This window comes from Serratia sp. PF-27, assembly GCF_030053255.1.
Lineage (GTDB): Bacteria > Pseudomonadota > Gammaproteobacteria > Enterobacterales > Enterobacteriaceae > Serratia > Serratia bockelmannii.
The window spans coordinates 434,767-452,488 of the sequence record NZ_JASGBT010000023.1 but is presented as its reverse complement, the minus strand read 5'-3'; the positions used below and the strand labels follow the sequence as shown (position 1 = coordinate 452,488).

Sequence of the window (17,722 nt, the reverse complement as noted above, 5' to 3'; positions counted from 1 at the left end):
GCAACGGACAGTTTTATTTAGTAGAGCCCCTCATCCAGCATGATTGAATTTTATGCTACTTAATACTTCCGCAACTGCAGTAAAATAGTTCCCTATTGGATATGAGTAAGCTAGACAGGGATAATAGCGATGCCTCTACCTAACCGAATGAGACCCACAAAAGTCAGTAGCAAAAAGATCAATGAGCTGGCAAACAAAGTTAAGCAGATACTTTCAAGAATTGACGAAGGTTTTGACGAACAAGATTCCGTTTTAGAAGCAATGATAGTCGAATGGAACAGCCAGGTTGCATGCCCCTATGCGTTTTCAGATTTCAGAGATTTCTCCTCCTGGACCAGTGCCAAGGAGTTCACCCGCATGGCTTTCAATCTGGAAAAATTCTATGTGGATTTTACCTGGGATGAATTGGTTCAAACACTTCGCTGTGTGTCTGATGCCAAAAGTAAGGAATCCGAACAAAATTTCGCTCTTGCACTGCTTGAGAAAAATTTTGATGGCAATCCATCAGACCTCATTTTTTGGCCGGATGAATGGTTCCAGGATCCTGATATGTTCCATGTTGACCTGACAACCGAAGAGATTGCCGGCTATTTAATGGCCCGCTCTGGCAGGCATTTAGCTGATGCGCCTGAAATAGAGTTAAAGTATCCCATACCCATGATTAATCCTTAATCAACGCGCCCTCCACTTCTTTTCAATTTGAACGCTGAATGTGGAGTCCGTATATCACCCACAGCGGCCTCAGCTAAAGGCTTTCCATATAGTTGAATGCGTTCATCAGCTCTTCTTCAGTTAACGGTGATTCCAGATTTGAGCCTGACTCTTTCTCAACTTTTATCAGAAGCTCACTGCGAGTCATTCCCAATCGGTTCGCCACATGGTTAGCACAACTGCGCGCGTGAGACGCTCTGTGTGCCAGCGACATTGCTGTATTCAACACTTTTTTCCTCGCTGATGAATGAGACATGGCTTCTCCCTGCAAGCGACATTTTTATCCATTCTAACACTTCCGAAAAACAGCCTCTTGGAGGCTGCCTTTCAATTTTTTTCGGCAGATACAGTACGCATTATTTCATAGTCCACAAGCATTACCGGTGCTCATTATGTCCATTTCTCGCGGTTATCCCACTCCCATACCGAAGGCCGGTTCTCGCTGCGCCACTTCTCGCCTGCCGCCGTCCCCGGCGCCGGCGGTTTTAATCCGTCAATCGTCCACAGCGAGAACGGCGTTTCGTCGACGTGCAGTTCCCAGCGCAACCCGCGGGCGGCGATGTAGGGTTGCAGGATGCGGGTGCAGGCCGCCAGGAATTGCTGCTGCTCCGCGTCGTTGTCCATGGCGCGCGCGATGTGGTCGATGGTCACCCGTACGAAATCATCGGCCGGTTCGCCGCCGAGATAGGCCGAACCTGGCGGCAGCGCGTGGAAGAACACGTTGACGTAAAAGCGCGGCAAAAAATCCTGGTACAGGGCGGTGACCTTCTGCGCAATCGCGCGTTTATCGGCGGCGCTGAAGGCCGGCTCAGGATGGTAAATCTGCCACAGTGGCATAACGTTTTCTCCTCGGTGAAGGCGTGGGTTTCCGGCCGGCGTTCAGGCCATCAGCCGCTGTTAAATAGATACTCCAATAATAAGAGTAATAACTCCAATTATTGAAGTTATCAAGCCGAGGCGATAAAATTATCCGCATTCGGGCGTCAAACAGAGGTAAGGCAACGTGAAAGCAAAAGGGTTTGAAGGCATGACGTGCTCGGTGGCGCACGTGCTGTCGGCATTGGGCGATCGCTGGGGTGCGATCCTCATGCGCGATCTGCTGCTGGGGCTCTCGCGCTATGACGATTTGCGCCAGTCGACCGGTATCACCAACAATACGCTGACCGATCGGCTCAAGGCCCTGGAAAACCATGGCCTTATCGAAAAGCGGCAATACCAGACGCGCCCCGATCGTTACGAGTACCTGCCGACGGAGAAGGGAAAAGATCTCGGGCTGCTGGTGATGGCGATGATTCAGATTGGCGATAAATGGAATCTGTCCGAGCTGGCCGGGCCGCCGCTGCGCGTGGTTGACCGCGTAACCGGCCACCCTGCCACCCTGCGCGCGGTGGATGCCGTGACCGGCGAATCGCTGCCGGCGCAAAACCTGGCGCTGGCGGCCGGGCCGGGCGCCGACGAAATGACGCAATGGCGGCTGGCCGTCGGCAAAACCCGCTAACGGTGCGCTACAACAGCGCTATCATCTTCAGTAGTTCGACCCGATTGCGGATGCCGAACTTTTTGCCGGCATTGTTGAGGTGCGAATAAACGGTTTTCGGGTGCAGGTTAAGCCGCCGAGCGGTCAGGCGGATATCTTCGGTGCGGGCGGTTTCACACAGCACCGCCGCTTCGCCAGGCGTGATCGCCGCCGCCCGCTGCCGGTTCACCACGTGCCGTTCGCTCGTCTCCTGGTGGGCCAGCGTTGCGCAGGTCTCTCGCACCACCTGTAGCGCTTCCCGTTTGTGCAAAATCGCATCCGGCTGCGCCGCCGCGATAAATTCCAGGATCAGCGGCGAAGTCTTATCGACGAAGAACAATATCCGGACATTTTTATATTCAGCGCGGCAAAGGTGAATAAACGTCAAATAGGCTTCGAATCGATAAATTTCATGGGGAAAATCCATGATAATTAAATCAGGCGCCGGGCTTATATTTTTAACGATGTTAATATTGGGCGAAGATAAGGTTATCACCCCACCGCCTAATAATGTTTTCATGCCCAACCGGCACAGCGGTGAACCGTCGATATAAATCACTCTCACTTTAATTCTCCTTATCAGCATGGACGCATGCTTCCACATCTCAGGCGGCTTGTCGCTGCTCTTTTTTGGGGTAATTCGCCTGCAAAGCACACCGATATAAAACATCTTGATAACATGTTTTTCAAATAATCAGGCAACCGTCAGCACGTTGATTAATACGCAAAAAAGGCATGAATGCTTCAAATTATTTCAATCACAAAAACTGGTAATCCAATAAAATCGCAACGCGATGATATAGATCTATTTTCTATTTTGTATGATATAAGCGCAAATGAAAAAAAATGTAACAGCAGGCTTTCTCGTCTTATTGCCTTATTCAAAACACCTATAGGGAAAATTCTTAGTTTGTTAGGATGAAAATCCATGTTTGCCGACGCGTTTAAAAAACAATTGCGCAACATGATTAACCCACAACCGCACGTCAGTAATTTATTACTGTCAGGAAAGCTTTTCTCTAAAGTAAATTAAAGGGCATTTCACATGAATGTTAAATTAGTCGCATTATCCATGCTGGCTCTCTCCGGCACCTGTGCGGCCGCTTCGTCCAATACGGTGCAATTTAAAGGCGAAGTCAGCACGCAAACCTGCTCGGTGAATATTAACGGCAACCAATCCAACCCGGTCGTTCTGCTGCCGACCGTCGCCGCCAGCAAGCTCGCCGCCAAAGGCGCCACCGCCGGCGACACCACCTTTACCGTCAACGTGACCGGCTGTGCGGCCGCAACCAGCGATACGGCGATCAAAACCGTGCTGGCGGGCAACAACCCAACCACCAACGGCAACCTGGGCAACGCGGGCGATGCGGCCAAAGTGTCCATTCAACTGCTGGACAGTGACGCCACCACGCCGCTGTCATTCGCCAGCGGTTCGACCGTCACCACGTCGGCGATGACGCTGGCGAAAGACGCCACCTCCACCTCGCAGAACCTGGTGGCCCGCTACTACGCGGAAGACACCGGCGTGGCGGCCGGTTCGGTGATCGCCACCGCACAGTTCGCCATTAGCTACAAATAAGCCGGCGTCAGGCGCCATACCTGTTGATGCCAGCGCCGCCCTTCGCCGGGCGGCGCTGAATGACTCGCTCCCTTTATCGGTTCACGTTTATGCCGCAGATAACCCGCTCCGCCCGCCGATGGGCCGCCCTGTCGCTTTGCCTGATAAGTTTTGCCGCTACCCACGCGTCGGCCAGCGTGACGCTGCTCGGCAACCGCGTGATCTACCCCGCCGAGGCACGGGAAAAAACGCTGCAGTTCACCAACGACGACGGCACCCCGGCGCTGATGCAAATCTGGCTCGACATCAATAACCCCAAATCCACGCCGGAAAACGCCGATGCGCCCTTTGTCGCCTCGCCGCAAATCTTCCGCATGAATCCGCACAGCGGGCAGATGGTGCGGCTGTCGTTCGTCGGCCAGCCGCTGCCGCGCGATCGCGAATCGCTGTTCTACCTCAACTTCCTGCAGGTGCCCGCGGTGCGCCAGACGGACAGCGACAAAAACAAACTGCTGCTGGTGGTCACCAATCGGCTGAAGGTGTTCTATCGCCCCGCCGGGCTGGCCGGTGACGCCAACCACGTTATCGATCGGCTCAGCCTGCGCCAGGCCGGCAACGCGCTGCACGTCGACAACCCGACCGGCTACTACGCCAACGTCAGCCAGGCCGCGATCCTCAGCGGCGCGAAACGCACCGTGATCCCGCAGGCGGATCTGATCCCGCCGTTTTCGCAGGCCAGCTGGCCGGTGAACGGGGAGGTGCGGCAGGTCGCACTGCGCGTCATCAATGACTATGGGGTGGAAATCACACGCACCCTGAGCGTCGCGCGCTGACGCCAGACAGGGAGGTTTTCATGTTCGATGCTCGCAAAGCGACGCCGCTGCCCGCACGCTGGTGTTGCGCGCTGCTGGCGCTGCCGCTGGGCTGCGCCGCCGCCGACGGCTATACCTTCGATCCCACGCTGCTGCGCGGCAGCGTGCTGAGCAACAGCGCCCTGAGCCAGTTCAACCAACAGGACGCCGTCGCCCCCGGCAGCTATCAGATCGATCTGTATCTCAACGGCCAGTTTCTCGAGCGCGATCAAATTCGCTTCGTGCGCGAAGGCAAGCAGGTGTTGCCCTGTTTCGATCGGCCGCAGCTGACGCGCTTCGGGCTGAAAAATCCGCCGGCGGCCGCCGAAGCAGAATGCCTGCTGCCTGGGCGGGATCTGAAGGACATCGCGGTGAGCGCGGACATTTCGCGGCTGCGGCTGGATCTCAGCATTCCGCAGGCGCTGTTGAACGGCCAGCCGCGCGGCAGCGTCAATCCCGCCAGCCTGGACAGCGGCGAATCGATGGCCTTCGTCAATTACAACCTCAACCAGTACCACGTCAGCTACCGACAGGGGCAAACCCGCGATCTCGACTCGACCTACGCCAACCTGAACGGCGGGTTCAACCTCGGGCTATGGCGCTACCGCCAGCAGTCCAGCTACCGCTACGATCGGGAGTTCGGCGGCCACCTGGACACCAGCCGCCGCTACGTGCAGCGCGCGATCTTGCCCTGGCGCAGCGAAATGCTGTTGGGCGAAGGGTTTACCGACGGGCACTTCTTCTCCGGCCTGGGCTTTCGCGGCATTCAGCTCAGTTCGGACGACCGCATGCTGCCGGATTCACAGCGCGGCTATGCGCCGGTGGTGCGCGGCGTGGCGAAAAGCAACGCGCGCGTGACGGTGCTGCAGGGCAAAAGCACGCTGTATGAAACCACCGTCGCACCGGGGCCGTTCGCCATCAACGATCTGTACGCCACCAACTACGCCGGCGATCTCACCGTGGTGGTGACCGAAGCCGACGGCAGCGTCAGCACCTTCACCGTGCCGTTCGCCGCGGTGCCGGAATCCATCCGCCCCGGCCAGTCGCGCTACTCCGCGATCGTCGGCCGTTCCCGCTACGTCGGCGACAACGATCTGTTCAGCGAAGTGACCTGGCAGCACGGCCTGACCAACGCCCTGACCTTCAACCTCGGCAACCAGCTGGCGGACGGCTACCAGGCGATGATGCTGGGCGGCGTGTACAGCAGCTGGCTGGGCGCCTTCGGCATGGATACCACCTATTCCCACGCCAGCCTGCCGGACGGCGGCGCCTCCGGCTGGATGCTGCACCTCTCTTACAGCCGAACCTTCAGCCCGACGGACACCACCTTATCCATCGCCGGCTACCGCTACTCTACTGAAGGCTTTCGCGATCTCAGCGACGTGCTCGGCGTGCGGCGCGCCGCCACTACTGGCCAAAACTGGCAGTCCGACTCCTACCGCCAACGTTCGCGTTTCGAGGTCGCCGTCAATCAGGGGATGGGGGCATTCGGCAGCCTGACGATGTCCGGCTCGACCCAGGACTACCGCGATCAGCGCGGCCGCGACAATCAGCTCCAACTGGGCTGGGGAAAAACCTTCGGCAACGGCGTGGCGCTTAACCTCTCCGTCACGCGCACCCGCAGCCTGGGCGACAGCAACGGCGACTACCGCGGCTACAGGCCGCTGGACAACGTCTACAGTGCGCCGCTGGCGCAGAACACGCAAACCGTCACCGCCCTGTCGCTGAGCTTCCCGCTCGGACGTTCATCATCCGCCCCCAGCGTCTCGCTGTTGGCCAACCACAGCCAGGGTCAGGGCGGCAACTATCAGGCTGCGCTGTCGGGCAGCGTCGGCGACGAGCAGCCGGTCAGCTACGGCCTGAACTTCACCACCGACGACGATCGCCAACAAAGCATCTGGGGCGGCAACCTGCAAACCCGCCTGCCTTACGCCAACGTCACCGGCTCGTTCTCCACCGCGCGCCAGTACCGACAAGGCTCCCTGTCGCTGCAGGGCGCCGTGGTGGCGCACCGCGGCGGCGTGACATTAGGGCCGTATGTCGGCGACACCTTCGCCCTGATCGAGGCGCCCGGCGCCAGCGGCGCACGGGTGATGGACGGCCAGGGTGCGCGCGTCGATCGCTTCGGCTACGCCCTGGCGCCGTCGCTGGTGCCCTATCACTACAACACCGTCGCGCTGAACCCCGAGGGCATGAACGACAAAGCGGAACTGGAAGACGGCCAGCGCCGCGTCGCCCCGTACGCCGGCGCCACGGTGCGCCTGCACTTCAACACCGTGCGCGGCCAGGCGCTGCTGATCACCGCGCAGCGGCCCGATAACGCACCGATCCCGATGGGCGCCAACGTCTTTGACGCGGCAGGCAACAGCGTGGGCATGGTCGGCCAGGCCAATCAGGTATATCTGCGCAGCGATAAGCGCGCCGGGGAACTGACACTGAACTGGGGCGACGCGCCCAGCCAGCAGTGCACGCTGCATTACCGCTTGCCCGCCGGGGAAGACGGCCCGATTCAGCGGCTCAGCGCCCCATGTCGCTAGCCCATTAAACGTATTCTCAGGAGAGACGATGAAACGTATTGCTTACCCGATCGCCGCCCTGGCGCTGCTTGCTCTGTCGCTGTTCGGCGCGCCCGCCGCGCTGGCCCAATGCACCCGAGTCGCCCCCTGGATCGATTCCGGTTGCGATCCCTGCGGGGTAGGCACGGCGCTGGGCCGGGTCAATCTGACCAGCACTTACCTGCAGCCCGTCGGTACGCCGCTCGGCACCAGCGTGTTCGATCTTACGTCCGGCACGCGCTATCCGGATCCCAACAAGGTGCTGTATGAGTGCGACGCCAGCGATGCGGGGCAGATCTATGAAGTCTTCGCCACCAACGGCGACGATCGCGTCGGCGGCTATTACGATCTGGGCGCCCAAGACGGCAACCCCAACTACTACGCCACCTACTTCCCTTACGTCGGTATCCGCCTGACCCACCTGGATTCCGGCAAGGTTTTTACCCGCTACTGGCAGTCGGCGCCGATTACCCGCTACGCCACCGTCGGCAGCAAAATTCAGATCCGGGTGAAAGACTTCAGCGCCATCCGTGCCGACCTGATCCGCATCAGTTCGCTGCCGGGCGCGGGTGCCAGCAACTACTGTGGCTACAGCGCCGGCAACCCGCTGGTGGGCATGGCCTCGACCACCGGCAATTCGAACTATACCTGCACGCAGCCGAACGGCTATGTCACCTTTCAGGGGCCCGGCATCGCCTCGGATCCTATCGGCAGCGACTCCGCCACCAACTACGCCACCTGGGGCACCGGGCGCTGGAACGCGATGGGCATGGGCACCGCACCGATCTCCTCCTTGACCTATACCGCCACCTGCGTGGCGCGCAACGTCACGCCGCTGGTGATCCTGCCGACCCTCTCCATCAGCCAGTTGACCGCCGGGCAAACCTCACAGGCGCAGTTCACCATCAATATCGAATGTGACAACGCCGCCGTCTCCGGCGTCAGCAGCAACAATACCGCCCTCGGCCTGCAGGTGCCGTATGAAAGCTATGTCGCGGCGCAGCAACTCGGGCTGGTCAGTGCCAACGGCGGCGTGAGCTACCTGCTCTCCAGCGGCTACGGCACCGACAGCAGCGTCGCCACCGGCGTGGGTATCGCGCTCGCCAACGCCGGCAACGGCGCGCCGATGAACTTCGTCGGCTGGGCGCGCTGCAGCGCCGGGCAATGCCCGCAGGGCAACGACGCCGGCTGGTACCCGGTGCTCAACGGCGCCAGCGGCGGCGGCAGCACCGCGGCGGGATTCACCCACTACACCACTCAACTGACCGCCACGCTCGCCCGGCTGCCCGGGCAAACTGTCACCGCCGGCAAAGTGGACGCCAGGGCCTACGTCTGGGTTAAGGTGCAATAATGATGAGAAAGAAATATCTGACGATGGGATGCGCTCTGCTGCTGGCGCTGACGGCCATGGGCGCGCAGGCGGGCATCATCGCCTCGGCCACCCGGGTGATTTTCCGCGAGGGAGACACGGAAAAAACCCTGATGTTACTCAACACCAACGGCTATCCGATCGTAGCGCAAACCTGGGTCGATAACGGCGATGTCAACGCCGCACCCGAACTGTCCCGCGCACCGTTTGTCACCCTGCCCAGCGTATTCGCCCTGCAGCCTTCGGCGCTGAAAGGGCTGCGGATCCTGTTTGCCGGCGCGGCCCTGCCCACCGACAGAGAATCGGTGTTCTGGCTTAACCTGTATGAGATCCCGCCCAGCCGACCGACCACGCCGCCGCTGGCGTCGCACGTGACGCTGGCGATGAACACGCAGATGAAAATCTTCTACCGCCCCAAAGCGCTGAAGGGTAACGCCGACAACGCGGCCGAGGCCGTTTCGTTCACGCTGCAAAAATCACCGCGTGGCTATCTGCTGCGCTGTCACAACCGGTCGGCGTTTTATCTCTCCTTCGCTCGCATCGCCGTGCAAACCGACAGGCGCGATGCCCCGGTGCAGCAAGAAAGCGACATGATGACCGCGCCATTCAGCACGCGGGATTATCACCTCGACGGCGTTGCGGCGTCGGGGCTCCCCTCTCAGATCACCGTTCAGGCCACCCTCATCAACGACCAAGGCCAACAGATCGTCAAGTCATACACAGCAAACCCATAACGATAAAAAGCAGCACATTTTTTTTTAAGTACAGGAAATAGGGAAAATGAGTCTAAGCAGATTCCAGCTACAGTTTCACCTGGAGAAACAGGCCAACATCATCAGGCAGTCACCGGCGTTTCACGCCGCCATCGTCAAACACGGGGAGTTATTAAAAGAGACCTACAAGAAACATCCGCTGTTTTATAAAATCATCTTCAGGAACAGCCGGTTCATCATTTGCTCCACTATCCTGTCCATTTATTACCACCAGCCCGCCGCCGGGCTGAAAGACATCAAAGCCTTTTTTAAAGGGAAAAATTTGATCAGCGAGAACTCCCTGGACTCCTTTCTGTTTTTTTTGCGGGTCGGCCGTAGACTGGAGGTCAAACCCTGCGAACATGACAAACGCCAGCTGCGCTATAAACCTACGCCGCACGCGCTGGCGGAAACTCAGGCGCTGATCGCCTCCATGGCGCGGCCCTATCAGGCGCTGGCGCCACAGATGCCCATCGCGACGCTGCTGGCGGCGCCCGACTTTCTGCCCACCTTTTTCGCCGCCTACGGGCAGCTGATGCTCAAGGAGATCTACCTGATCGATCTGGTGCCGCAATCCGGACTGTTTATCAGCAAGGACGCCGGCCACATGGTGCTGCTGATGCTGCATATCGAAAGCATCCGGCAGGACTCCCCCTTTCTGCTGCTCTCCTCGGCGAAAATCGCCAAGTCGTGCTCCGTCTCACGCGCGCACGTGAATCGCATTCTGCAGGCGGCGGAAAAATCCGGCCTGCTGACCACCACCAATAACGTGGTGATCGAACTCAACAGCTCGTTCTTTATCATGGCGGAGCGCTACTTCAGCCTCTATTTCGCGATGGTCGAATGCGGGCTTGAATGGGTTTGGCAAAACTGGCAAGAAGGCCAGACAGCAAAACCGTAAGTTGACGCCAAGACTAAATCGTCACATGCCAAGAGGTGAAATACTCACAAGACAGGCAATACAGTGTAAAAATCATCCTATAGAGAAATAGCGGTTCTACCTTATAAGAACCGCTATAAAGCCTCAATATGCTCTTATTCTCAAAGCATCGGCAGTTTCAATCCAAACCTTTTCGCGGCAGCAACGGCTTGCTCATAGCCAGCATCGGCATGGCGCATCACGCCGGAACCGCAGTCGTTGACCAACACCCGAGCAAGCCGCCGGTCAGCCTCCTCACTGCCATCGCACACGATCACCATTCCCGAATGCTGCGAATATCCCATCCCCACACCGCCACCATGATGCAAACTCACCCAGGTAGCGCCGCCCGCAGTATTGAGCAATGCATTCAGCAACGGCCAATCGGAAACGGCATCGGTTCCATCCTTCATGCTTTCGGTTTCACGATTGGGGCTGGCGACGGAGCCAGTATCCAGATGATCTCGGCCGATAACAACCGGCGCGCTAAGCTCCCCTCTACGCACCATCTCGTTGAAAGCCAGGCCTGCCAGATGACGCTCGCCCAACCCCAACCAACAGATACGCGCCGGCAATCCCTGGAAAGCAATGCGCTCACGCGCCATATCCAGCCAACGATGGATATGCTGGTTTTCAGGAAACAGCGCTTTAACCTTGGCGTCCGTTTTGTAGATATCTTCCGGATCGCCAGATAACGCCACCCAGCGAAACGGCCCTTTGCCCTCGCAAAACAGGGGGCGAATATAAGCCGGTACGAAGCCAGGAAAATCGAAAGCATTTTCCACGCCCATATCGCGTGCGACCTGGCGAATATTGTTACCGTAATCAACAGCCGGCACACCCATGTCAACGAAATCAAGCATTGCCTGCACATGAATGGCGCAGCTAGCGGCTGCGGCGTCAGCCAACCTGGCATGCTGCCCCGGATCGCGTTGCGCTGCTTTCCACTGCGCCACGCTCCATCCCACCGGCAAATAACCGTGGATCAGGTCGTGCGCAGACGTCTGATCGGTAACCAGATCGGGTCGGATACCGCCTGCATGCGCGCGTTTGACCAGTTCAGGTAACACCTCTGCGGCATTGCCTAGCAGGCCTATAGAAACCGCCTGTCCGGCCGCCGTGTGCTCCTTGATCAAGGCGATAGCTTCATCCAGATCTTTTGCCTGTTTATCGAGATAGCGCGTACGCAAACGAAAATCCAGGCTACTCTGCTGACACTCTATATTCAACGAAACCGCGCCGGCCAATGTCGCTGCTAACGGTTGCGCCCCGCCCATCCCCCCCAGCCCGGCGGTGAGGATCCAGCGTCCGGTCAGATCCCCGCCATAGTGCTGGCGGCCCGCTTCGGCAAACGTTTCAAACGTACCCTGCACAATGCCCTGGCTACCGATGTAGATCCAACTACCGGCAGTCATTTGCCCGTACATGAACAATCCCTTGCGATCAAGCTCGCTGAAGTGTTCCCAATTGGCCCACTGTGGAACCAAATTAGAATTGGCGATTAACACTCGGGGAGCATCAGTATGGGTGCGGAATACTCCAACCGGTTTTCCGGATTGAACCAACAGAGTTTCGTCTTCATTGAGCTCTTTAAGTGAGGCCAAAATCTGATCGTAACATTGCCAATTGCGCGCAGCGCGACCGATACCGCCATACACAACCAGCCCTTGCGGGTTTTCGGCGACGTCGGGATCCAGATTATTTTGAATCATGCGATAGGCCGCCTCGGTCAGCCAATTTTTGCAGGTCAATTCGTTGCCCCTAGGGGCACAAATATTCCGGGTGGAATCGAAACGAGGATCGAGAGTATTCGTCATGGTTTGTCTCCTTCAACATGACAGACATCATGGTTCGCCAGCCTGGTCAGGCAGGCTACAGAAAGGCGTACCGCTCACATTAAAACGCCCGTTGAAAACGCCGCCGAGAGCTAAAAGGAACCGTACAATCAACGACGCATTTATTGACGAGCCCATTCGCATCACTCCCGCCATAAAGCGGCAATTGCGAGGGGTCAAGGGAAGTGCCGGGCAGCAAAGCGCTGACGTGAATATCGTGTTCAAGTCGGGCGCGCGTACTCATAGCCCAGAGGACATCACGCTCCGAATAAGGGTCAACATCCTCATCCACCAGTAACACATTTTTGAGTGATGGCACCTCGCCGAGCAATCTCTTAGCTGCGTCGATAACGCGCAGGTCATCACCGCAAGCGCGTTTAGCGACTTGCAATACGGTAAACAAGTGACCGCCGCCGGAAGGCAGAGCCGCGACGCGACAAAACAGCCTCTCAAGTCCCTCTGTTTTTAGTCGGGCGAGCAGCGAACACTCTTGGCCTAAACCAAGTAAAATGGATTGCTCCACACCAGGACCCGACAGCGTCTGATATATCGCCCCGGCGCGGTGACTTACCGCCTGAACCTCCAGTGTTGTGGCCATACCACATGGCGAGCGATAACCCAGATACTCAGGTAAGGTAAAACCGGCCACCTCCGCTGTCTCCGGTTCTTTTTCCGCACCCAACATCCCTTCTATAACGATCTCGGCATGGGCGATATATCGCCCCGTATTGGCGTAACATGGCGCAACCTCCACCGCATTGCCGCGCAGAGCCCCCGCAACGCCTAACTCGTCGCTACCGTAAGAAAGACAAGGCCGAGTCAATACCGAAGCCAGATAAATGGCAGGATCAAGCCCGATATTGACGGAAATAGGCAGTTGCTCTCCGCGCGCCAGATGTGCCGAAAGCATACGTTGCAAGTGACCACGAGAGTCAATCGCCACCACTACCGAATCCTCTTTGAAGGTAATTCGGTGGTAAGAACAATTCGCGGCTCCGGTTCGATTATCGCGTGCATAGATCAACCCCAACGTCACCGTCGGCCCAGGATCATCTTGCAGATAACGTAGGATCGGCAACAAAGCCAGGATTTCAGCAGGCTTACGCACGTTGTGAAAGTTGCGTTCCTCCCCGCCCAGTAATCTGGGCGCTATCGGCCTACTCGCCGCCTGCAGCAACAACTGAGCATTTGATATGTCTGCGGAATAACGTCCGAAGGGATCCAAAAACAACCTACAACGGCGACGATTGCCAAACATCCCCATCAAAACGGGAAACTCGCCCCGTGTTGGTCGTCGATAAAGCCGTAACGGTTGCTCATCGGCAAACCAGGAACCGCCAGGCTGGCGATAGGCATCGAGAAAATCTTCAATCATCTCCACCTCGGGAGAAATCGATCTCTCCACCGGGGTAATCTCATCCACTGCTTGCCGCAACAACGCCAAGGCAGAGCGCAAGTCATTAGGCAATAGCATTTGACTCCTCCCTCATCCCATCCGGGAAGTACAGCGAGAAGCCAAGACGATCCCCAACGCAGACAGCAGCGCCGCCATGCCGGCCAACGCAATAGACAACGTGTAACTCTGATACAGGTCATACAGCCAACCGGCGGCGCTACCCCCGCCAACGGCGGCGATCCCCACGGCGATATACAATGCCCCCAGAATGGCGCCCAGATTGGCGGTGCCGAACCATGTACTGGCCACTGCCGGGTACAGCGCAATACAGCCGCCGTTGGCCGCGCCGAACAGCAGCGCGAAAATCGCCAGCGCGGTAAAGCTGTGCGCGACACTCCAAAAACCGCATAACAGGGCCAAACTCAACGTGACGATAACCAAAAAACGCCGCGCGCCCATACGGTCGCCTATCCGCCCCAAAACCAGACGGCCGCCGATATTGCCCACGCCGATCAAACCGATGAGCAGATTGGCCTGCGTTGCATTTAGCCCCTGTTGTTGTGCATAAGGATTAATATGAACCAACGCCAGGAACAGTCCGATAGAGCCGAAAAATATCGCGATAAAAAACCACCAAAACTGAGCCTGTCTCGCCGCTTCTCGCAACGTAACGCTACCGTTAAACGCGGAACCCGGTATTGATGCCACCTCTACGGGACGAAGCCCATCGGGATATTCTCCCACGTCCTCTGGCCTGCCTCGCAAGACGAAGGCGGCAGATAATCCCAGCGCAGCGATAGCGACGGCGTAAACTTGTAGGGTGCTTTGCCAGGACAAATGCTGCATCAACCCACCAGCCACCATCGGCCCCACCAGCGTTCCCAAACCGGTGCCAGCCAGCGCTAAGCCGGAAGCCGAACTTCGATGAACGACGAACCAGCGTTGAATGGTTGAAACCGCCGGCACGTAAACCAACCCGACTCCCCCGCCAACCAACAGGCAAAACGTGAACAAAAACGCCGTCAGTGTCGACGCCAGCAGGCTACTGCCCAAAAAGCCTAGGGAAAGCAGTAAAATACCGATGCCGGTTACCGTCCTTACTGAAGTACGATCGCTCCAGGCACCGGAAAATACGCCGACGACGTAGTAAATTAACGCCGTCAACGAGAATATTGAGGCGGTAGAGAAACGCCCCGCGTCAAAATTCGCCTGTAATGCAGTAAAAAATGCGCCAAATGAATAGGCCGCACCGAAAATAACCGCCAGCAAAAGATGAACGGCGCCTACCATGTACCAACCGCGGAATTTCCTTTCCTTGATCATCACAGCCTCCTTTTTATTTAATAATTGACGCCGACAACGACCGAATGCTCGCCGCTCACATCCACTTCAATAAGCGATTGCACCGAGATCCCCGTCGCCTCGAACACGCGCCTGGCTCCACCATAATTGCGTTTTTCCACCACGCATAAGATGCCTGATACATCAGCCCCTGCTTTCCGCACTGCACAAACCAACCCCACCAATGTTCCGCCAGTGCTGATGAGATCGTCCACGATATAAACGTTATCGCCGGGCTCCACGCCGTTCAAAAAGAGGCTGCCGTCGGTATATTCGCAATCGAAATCAACCTGAACCTGTCCTTCAAGACCGGATGGGTACCAGCGGGCAATGCCGTATGGCAGGCCTGAAAGCAGCGAAACGGCAGCCAATAAACCGCCTCCTTTGTCTTCTTCCCCCACCAACTTGGTACCAGGTGGAAATTGCGCCGCATAACAGACTCGCCTGGCTGCTTCACGCAAGAGTTCAGCCGGGGTTGCCGGGATCTGTTCCGTCAGAGCATTCAGCAGAAATCGCCGCCCTTGAATCTCCACCAAAGGCTGCCGATCAAAAGACGCCTTGAGGATGTCCCCTTGCCCACTCTCAGCCGGCACCTGCACGCGAAGGCGATCGGCATCGGCGACAGCGTCAAAAAAGGTTTGGAGTCGCACAGGGTCCTTACGGCGCGCGGACCGGGAGACGCCAGAACAGACATCAATGGCCGTGGGGAAGCAGTGCTGAATCAGATGGCTGACATTGCCGGTATGCAGTCCGCCCGCAACAATTACCGGCCGCACAAATGTTTTGTTTTTCAATAAAGCCCAGTCGAATGGCTTTCCAGAACCGCCGCTTATCCCCTCAACCTGCGTGTCCAATAGATATGCACTGACTTGATAACCGTTTATCCTCTCCAGCGCCAAAGTGCTGTCGAGATGGAAACTCTTAATGACCGGAACATCAAATGCCTGGCAATACTCATTCGTTTCGTCACCCTGAAGCTGAATCGCTGCCAGGCCGCAATAACATATAATGTTTTGCACCCATTCCCTGGGTTCATTGACAAACACGCCGACCACCTGAGTAAAAGGCGGCAATCGTTCAATGATCGAACGGGCTTCGTCGGGCGAAACCTGACGTGGACTTTGTGAAAAAATGAACCCCAATGCATTGGCCCCCGCGTTTAATGCCGCCAGAGCATCCTCAAGGTGCGTGATGCCGCAGACTTTCACTCTCGTTCTCATTCATCGTCTCCTTGAATCGTTTAAGAACCTGATACGCCCGCCCGTTATCCAATACTTGCCGCACGAGTTTCGCCGCCTCGCCAAAGGAGCGCGTCTTGCCGGCCAACACCAGCGCCGTCGCGGCGCTCACTATAGTCGCGTTGCGATAGGCCCCCCGCTCGCCGTTAAGCACTGCCAGGCAGATTTTCGCGTTACGCTCCGCAGCCCCCCCCTCGCAACGCCCGTAATTCACAGGCAGGGACCTCAAAATCATCCGGCCGCACGGAAAACCGACCTATACAGCCATCACTTACACACAGGACCTGGGTTTCTCCCAAGCAACTGACTTCATCCAAATCTCCGGCACCATGTACGATAAAAGCCGTCACCTCGCCCAACCTCACCAGCGCCTCAGCCATGGGATACAAAAGCGAAGCATGCGCAACGCCTATCAGTTGGTGCGTCACGTTAGCAGGATGAACCAACGACCCACTCAGATTAAACAGGCTACGAACACCCAAAGCGCGCCGTACAGCAGTCAGCCGTTCAGGAAACGCATACCAAGACGAAGTAGAGAGAAACGCGAAGTTGCTCGTTGCCAACGATCGCCGCAGCCACGCTTCATCACCCTTGCGCGAAACATCAATGCCCAACGCCGACATCATGTCGCTGCTGCCGCTGACGCTGGTCACGCGACTATTGCCATGCTTGATCACTGGCACACCAGCTGCGGCCACAACCAAGGCTGCCGTTGTGGAAATATTGAAGGTCCCGCTCCGGTCTCCTCCAGTACCACCGATATTCAACGTAAGCGGCAAACCGCTTACCAATGGCCGGCAACGTGCCGCTATTGCGTCAACCGCACCGGCTATCTCGTCAGCGGACTCGCCCTTTTGTGCCATAGCGACGAGCAACGCGCCGATCTGCATATCATCCAATTGCTGTCCCAGCATGGCCTGGACCAGATCTCGGGTCTGTTCCCGGCTCAAGCTAAGCCGTTTTTCAACCAAGATTTGCAAGACGTTTCTGAATCTCTCTTCCAGCGGTTTTATCGACAGCGTTGCGCTCATGTCTCCTCCAATCCCGCCCGCAAGAGATTCATAACCTCAGTCAAACTCTGAATACGGCCAAATACATAACCGATGTTCTCAAGCGCCGCCTCATGTCGCACATGACGCGTCCCCGCGACGCACTCGCGCGGCACGATGACGCGATAATCTAATTGCATGGCATCCTGAGCAGTCGCACGAACACAAACATCCGTGGCAACACCGGTCAGAACGACGGTATCTACCCCCATTCCACGCAGCAGAAGATCCAGGTCGGTGGCGAAGAACGCACTGTAACGGCGTTTGATTAATACCTGATCGCCAACCTGTGGGGACAAGTCTGCGATGATCTCAACGCCACGACTCCCTTCGAGGCAATGAAGTGTCTCGCCGTAGTCAAGCTCCCGGCCGAAGTCCACACGGTTGACGCGGTGACTTTCCTGGGTATAGATCACCGGGATGCCCGCACCGCGCGCAAAGCTCAACAAAACTTGAAGCGACGCGATAATCTCCCGCCCTCCTTCGCAAGGAACAGGACCATCTTCATCCAGAAAGTCGTATTGCATGTCGATCACCAAAACGGCAAATCGACGTGTCCGATTGGGGGGCTGAGTTGCTTTTTGACGTTGCATCTTTCTCTCCATGAATGACCGCACGGTGCCGATATTCGG

General features: G+C 57.3%; 18 protein-coding genes. 8 read left to right on the top strand and 10 right to left on the bottom strand.

The genetic code is table 11. The annotated features are described in order from the left end of the window. Window positions 1–129 precede the first annotated feature (129 nt). The gene (locus QMZ29_RS25515) at window positions 130–672 is read left to right on the top strand and encodes a hypothetical protein (RefSeq protein ID WP_197769332.1); all 543 of its coding nucleotides are present in this window, start codon (window positions 130–132) and stop codon (window positions 670–672) included. A 73-nt stretch (window positions 673–745) separates the two neighbouring features. Here QMZ29_RS25515 and QMZ29_RS25510 read toward each other — a convergent pair whose 3' ends face one another. Together QMZ29_RS25510 and QMZ29_RS25505 are read right to left on the bottom strand one after the other, a co-directional pair. After that, window positions 746–967: a hypothetical protein gene (locus QMZ29_RS25510; protein ID WP_072070360.1), complete on the bottom strand. Its 222-nt coding sequence runs from the start codon at window positions 965–967 to the stop codon at window positions 746–748. Window positions 968–1,101: 134 nt separating this feature from the next. Then, complete coding sequence (locus QMZ29_RS25505; protein WP_197769331.1) at window positions 1,102–1,548, bottom strand: tautomerase family protein; 447 nt, start codon at window positions 1,546–1,548, stop codon at window positions 1,102–1,104. Window positions 1,549–1,714: 166 nt separating this feature from the next. Here QMZ29_RS25505 and QMZ29_RS25500 point away from each other — a divergent pair, with 166 nt between their 5' ends. Further along, window positions 1,715–2,209 (top strand): winged helix-turn-helix transcriptional regulator, encoded by a 495-nt coding sequence (locus QMZ29_RS25500; protein WP_197769330.1) that lies wholly within the window; start codon window positions 1,715–1,717, stop codon window positions 2,207–2,209. A 7-nt stretch (window positions 2,210–2,216) separates the two neighbouring features. Here the strand turns inward: QMZ29_RS25500 and QMZ29_RS25495 are convergent, their stop codons facing one another. Continuing rightward, window positions 2,217–2,897 carry a helix-turn-helix domain-containing protein gene (locus QMZ29_RS25495; protein ID WP_261127633.1) on the bottom strand — a complete coding sequence of 227 codons (681 nt, stop codon included), beginning with the start codon at window positions 2,895–2,897 and terminating at the stop codon, window positions 2,217–2,219. Between the two features lie 375 nt (window positions 2,898–3,272). Between QMZ29_RS25495 and QMZ29_RS25490 the strand changes: the two genes are divergently transcribed. The 6 genes from QMZ29_RS25490 to QMZ29_RS25465 are packed head-to-tail and all read left to right on the top strand — an operon-like array spanning window position 3,273 to window position 10,213. Further along, window positions 3,273–3,806 carry a fimbrial protein gene (locus QMZ29_RS25490; RefSeq protein WP_049209198.1) on the top strand — a complete coding sequence of 178 codons (534 nt, stop codon included), beginning with the start codon at window positions 3,273–3,275 and terminating at the stop codon, window positions 3,804–3,806. A 59-nt stretch (window positions 3,807–3,865) separates the two neighbouring features. Continuing rightward, entirely contained in the window at window positions 3,866–4,618 is a 753-nt protein-coding gene (locus tag QMZ29_RS25485) for a fimbrial biogenesis chaperone (protein ID WP_230490452.1), read from the top strand. 20 nt (window positions 4,619–4,638) lie between these two features. Then, window positions 4,639–7,173 carry a fimbria/pilus outer membrane usher protein gene (locus tag QMZ29_RS25480; protein ID WP_197815020.1) on the top strand — a complete coding sequence of 845 codons (2,535 nt, stop codon included), beginning with the start codon at window positions 4,639–4,641 and terminating at the stop codon, window positions 7,171–7,173. A 28-nt stretch (window positions 7,174–7,201) separates the two neighbouring features. Beyond that, window positions 7,202–8,542 (top strand): fimbrial protein, encoded by a 1,341-nt coding sequence (locus QMZ29_RS25475; RefSeq protein WP_197769328.1) that lies wholly within the window; start codon window positions 7,202–7,204, stop codon window positions 8,540–8,542. Then, window positions 8,542–9,294, top strand: coding sequence for a fimbrial biogenesis chaperone (locus tag QMZ29_RS25470; RefSeq protein ID WP_261127631.1), 753 nt, complete (start codon window positions 8,542–8,544; stop codon window positions 9,292–9,294). Before QMZ29_RS25475 ends, QMZ29_RS25470 begins: the two co-directional genes overlap by 1 nt. A gap of 46 nt (window positions 9,295–9,340) precedes the next feature. Next, window positions 9,341–10,213, top strand: a complete 873-nt coding sequence (locus QMZ29_RS25465; protein ID WP_261423597.1) for a hypothetical protein — start codon at window positions 9,341–9,343, stop codon at window positions 10,211–10,213. A gap of 140 nt (window positions 10,214–10,353) precedes the next feature. On the opposite strand, the gene hutU is transcribed toward QMZ29_RS25465, so the two are convergent. The 7 genes from hutU to QMZ29_RS25435 all read right to left on the bottom strand — a co-directional run bounded on the left by hutU (window position 10,354) and on the right by QMZ29_RS25435 (window position 17,683). Continuing rightward, complete coding sequence (hutU, locus tag QMZ29_RS25460; RefSeq protein ID WP_147823380.1) at window positions 10,354–12,048, bottom strand: urocanate hydratase; 1,695 nt, start codon at window positions 12,046–12,048, stop codon at window positions 10,354–10,356. A gap of 79 nt (window positions 12,049–12,127) precedes the next feature. Then, window positions 12,128–13,540, bottom strand: coding sequence for a UbiD family decarboxylase (locus tag QMZ29_RS25455; protein WP_197769326.1), 1,413 nt, complete (start codon window positions 13,538–13,540; stop codon window positions 12,128–12,130). 12 nt (window positions 13,541–13,552) lie between these two features. Then, window positions 13,553–14,785: an MFS transporter gene (locus tag QMZ29_RS25450; RefSeq protein WP_049204159.1), complete on the bottom strand. Its 1,233-nt coding sequence runs from the start codon at window positions 14,783–14,785 to the stop codon at window positions 13,553–13,555. 17 nt (window positions 14,786–14,802) lie between these two features. Beyond that, on the bottom strand, window positions 14,803–16,023 hold the full coding sequence (gene trpF / locus QMZ29_RS25445) for a phosphoribosylanthranilate isomerase (protein WP_197769325.1): 1,221 nt from the start codon (window positions 16,021–16,023) through the stop codon (window positions 14,803–14,805). After that, window positions 15,983–16,276, bottom strand: a complete 294-nt coding sequence (locus tag QMZ29_RS25910) for a hypothetical protein (RefSeq protein ID WP_283003196.1) — start codon at window positions 16,274–16,276, stop codon at window positions 15,983–15,985. The genes trpF and QMZ29_RS25910 overlap by 41 nt, the downstream gene beginning before the upstream one ends. Continuing rightward, window positions 16,215–17,072 (bottom strand): anthranilate phosphoribosyltransferase, encoded by an 858-nt coding sequence (trpD, locus tag QMZ29_RS25440; protein ID WP_261423598.1) that lies wholly within the window; start codon window positions 17,070–17,072, stop codon window positions 16,215–16,217. Before trpD ends, QMZ29_RS25910 begins: the two co-directional genes overlap by 62 nt. Beyond that, window positions 17,069–17,683 carry a cysteine hydrolase family protein gene (locus QMZ29_RS25435; protein ID WP_261423599.1) on the bottom strand — a complete coding sequence of 205 codons (615 nt, stop codon included), beginning with the start codon at window positions 17,681–17,683 and terminating at the stop codon, window positions 17,069–17,071. The genes trpD and QMZ29_RS25435 overlap by 4 nt, the downstream gene beginning before the upstream one ends. Window positions 17,684–17,722: the final 39 nt, after the last annotated feature.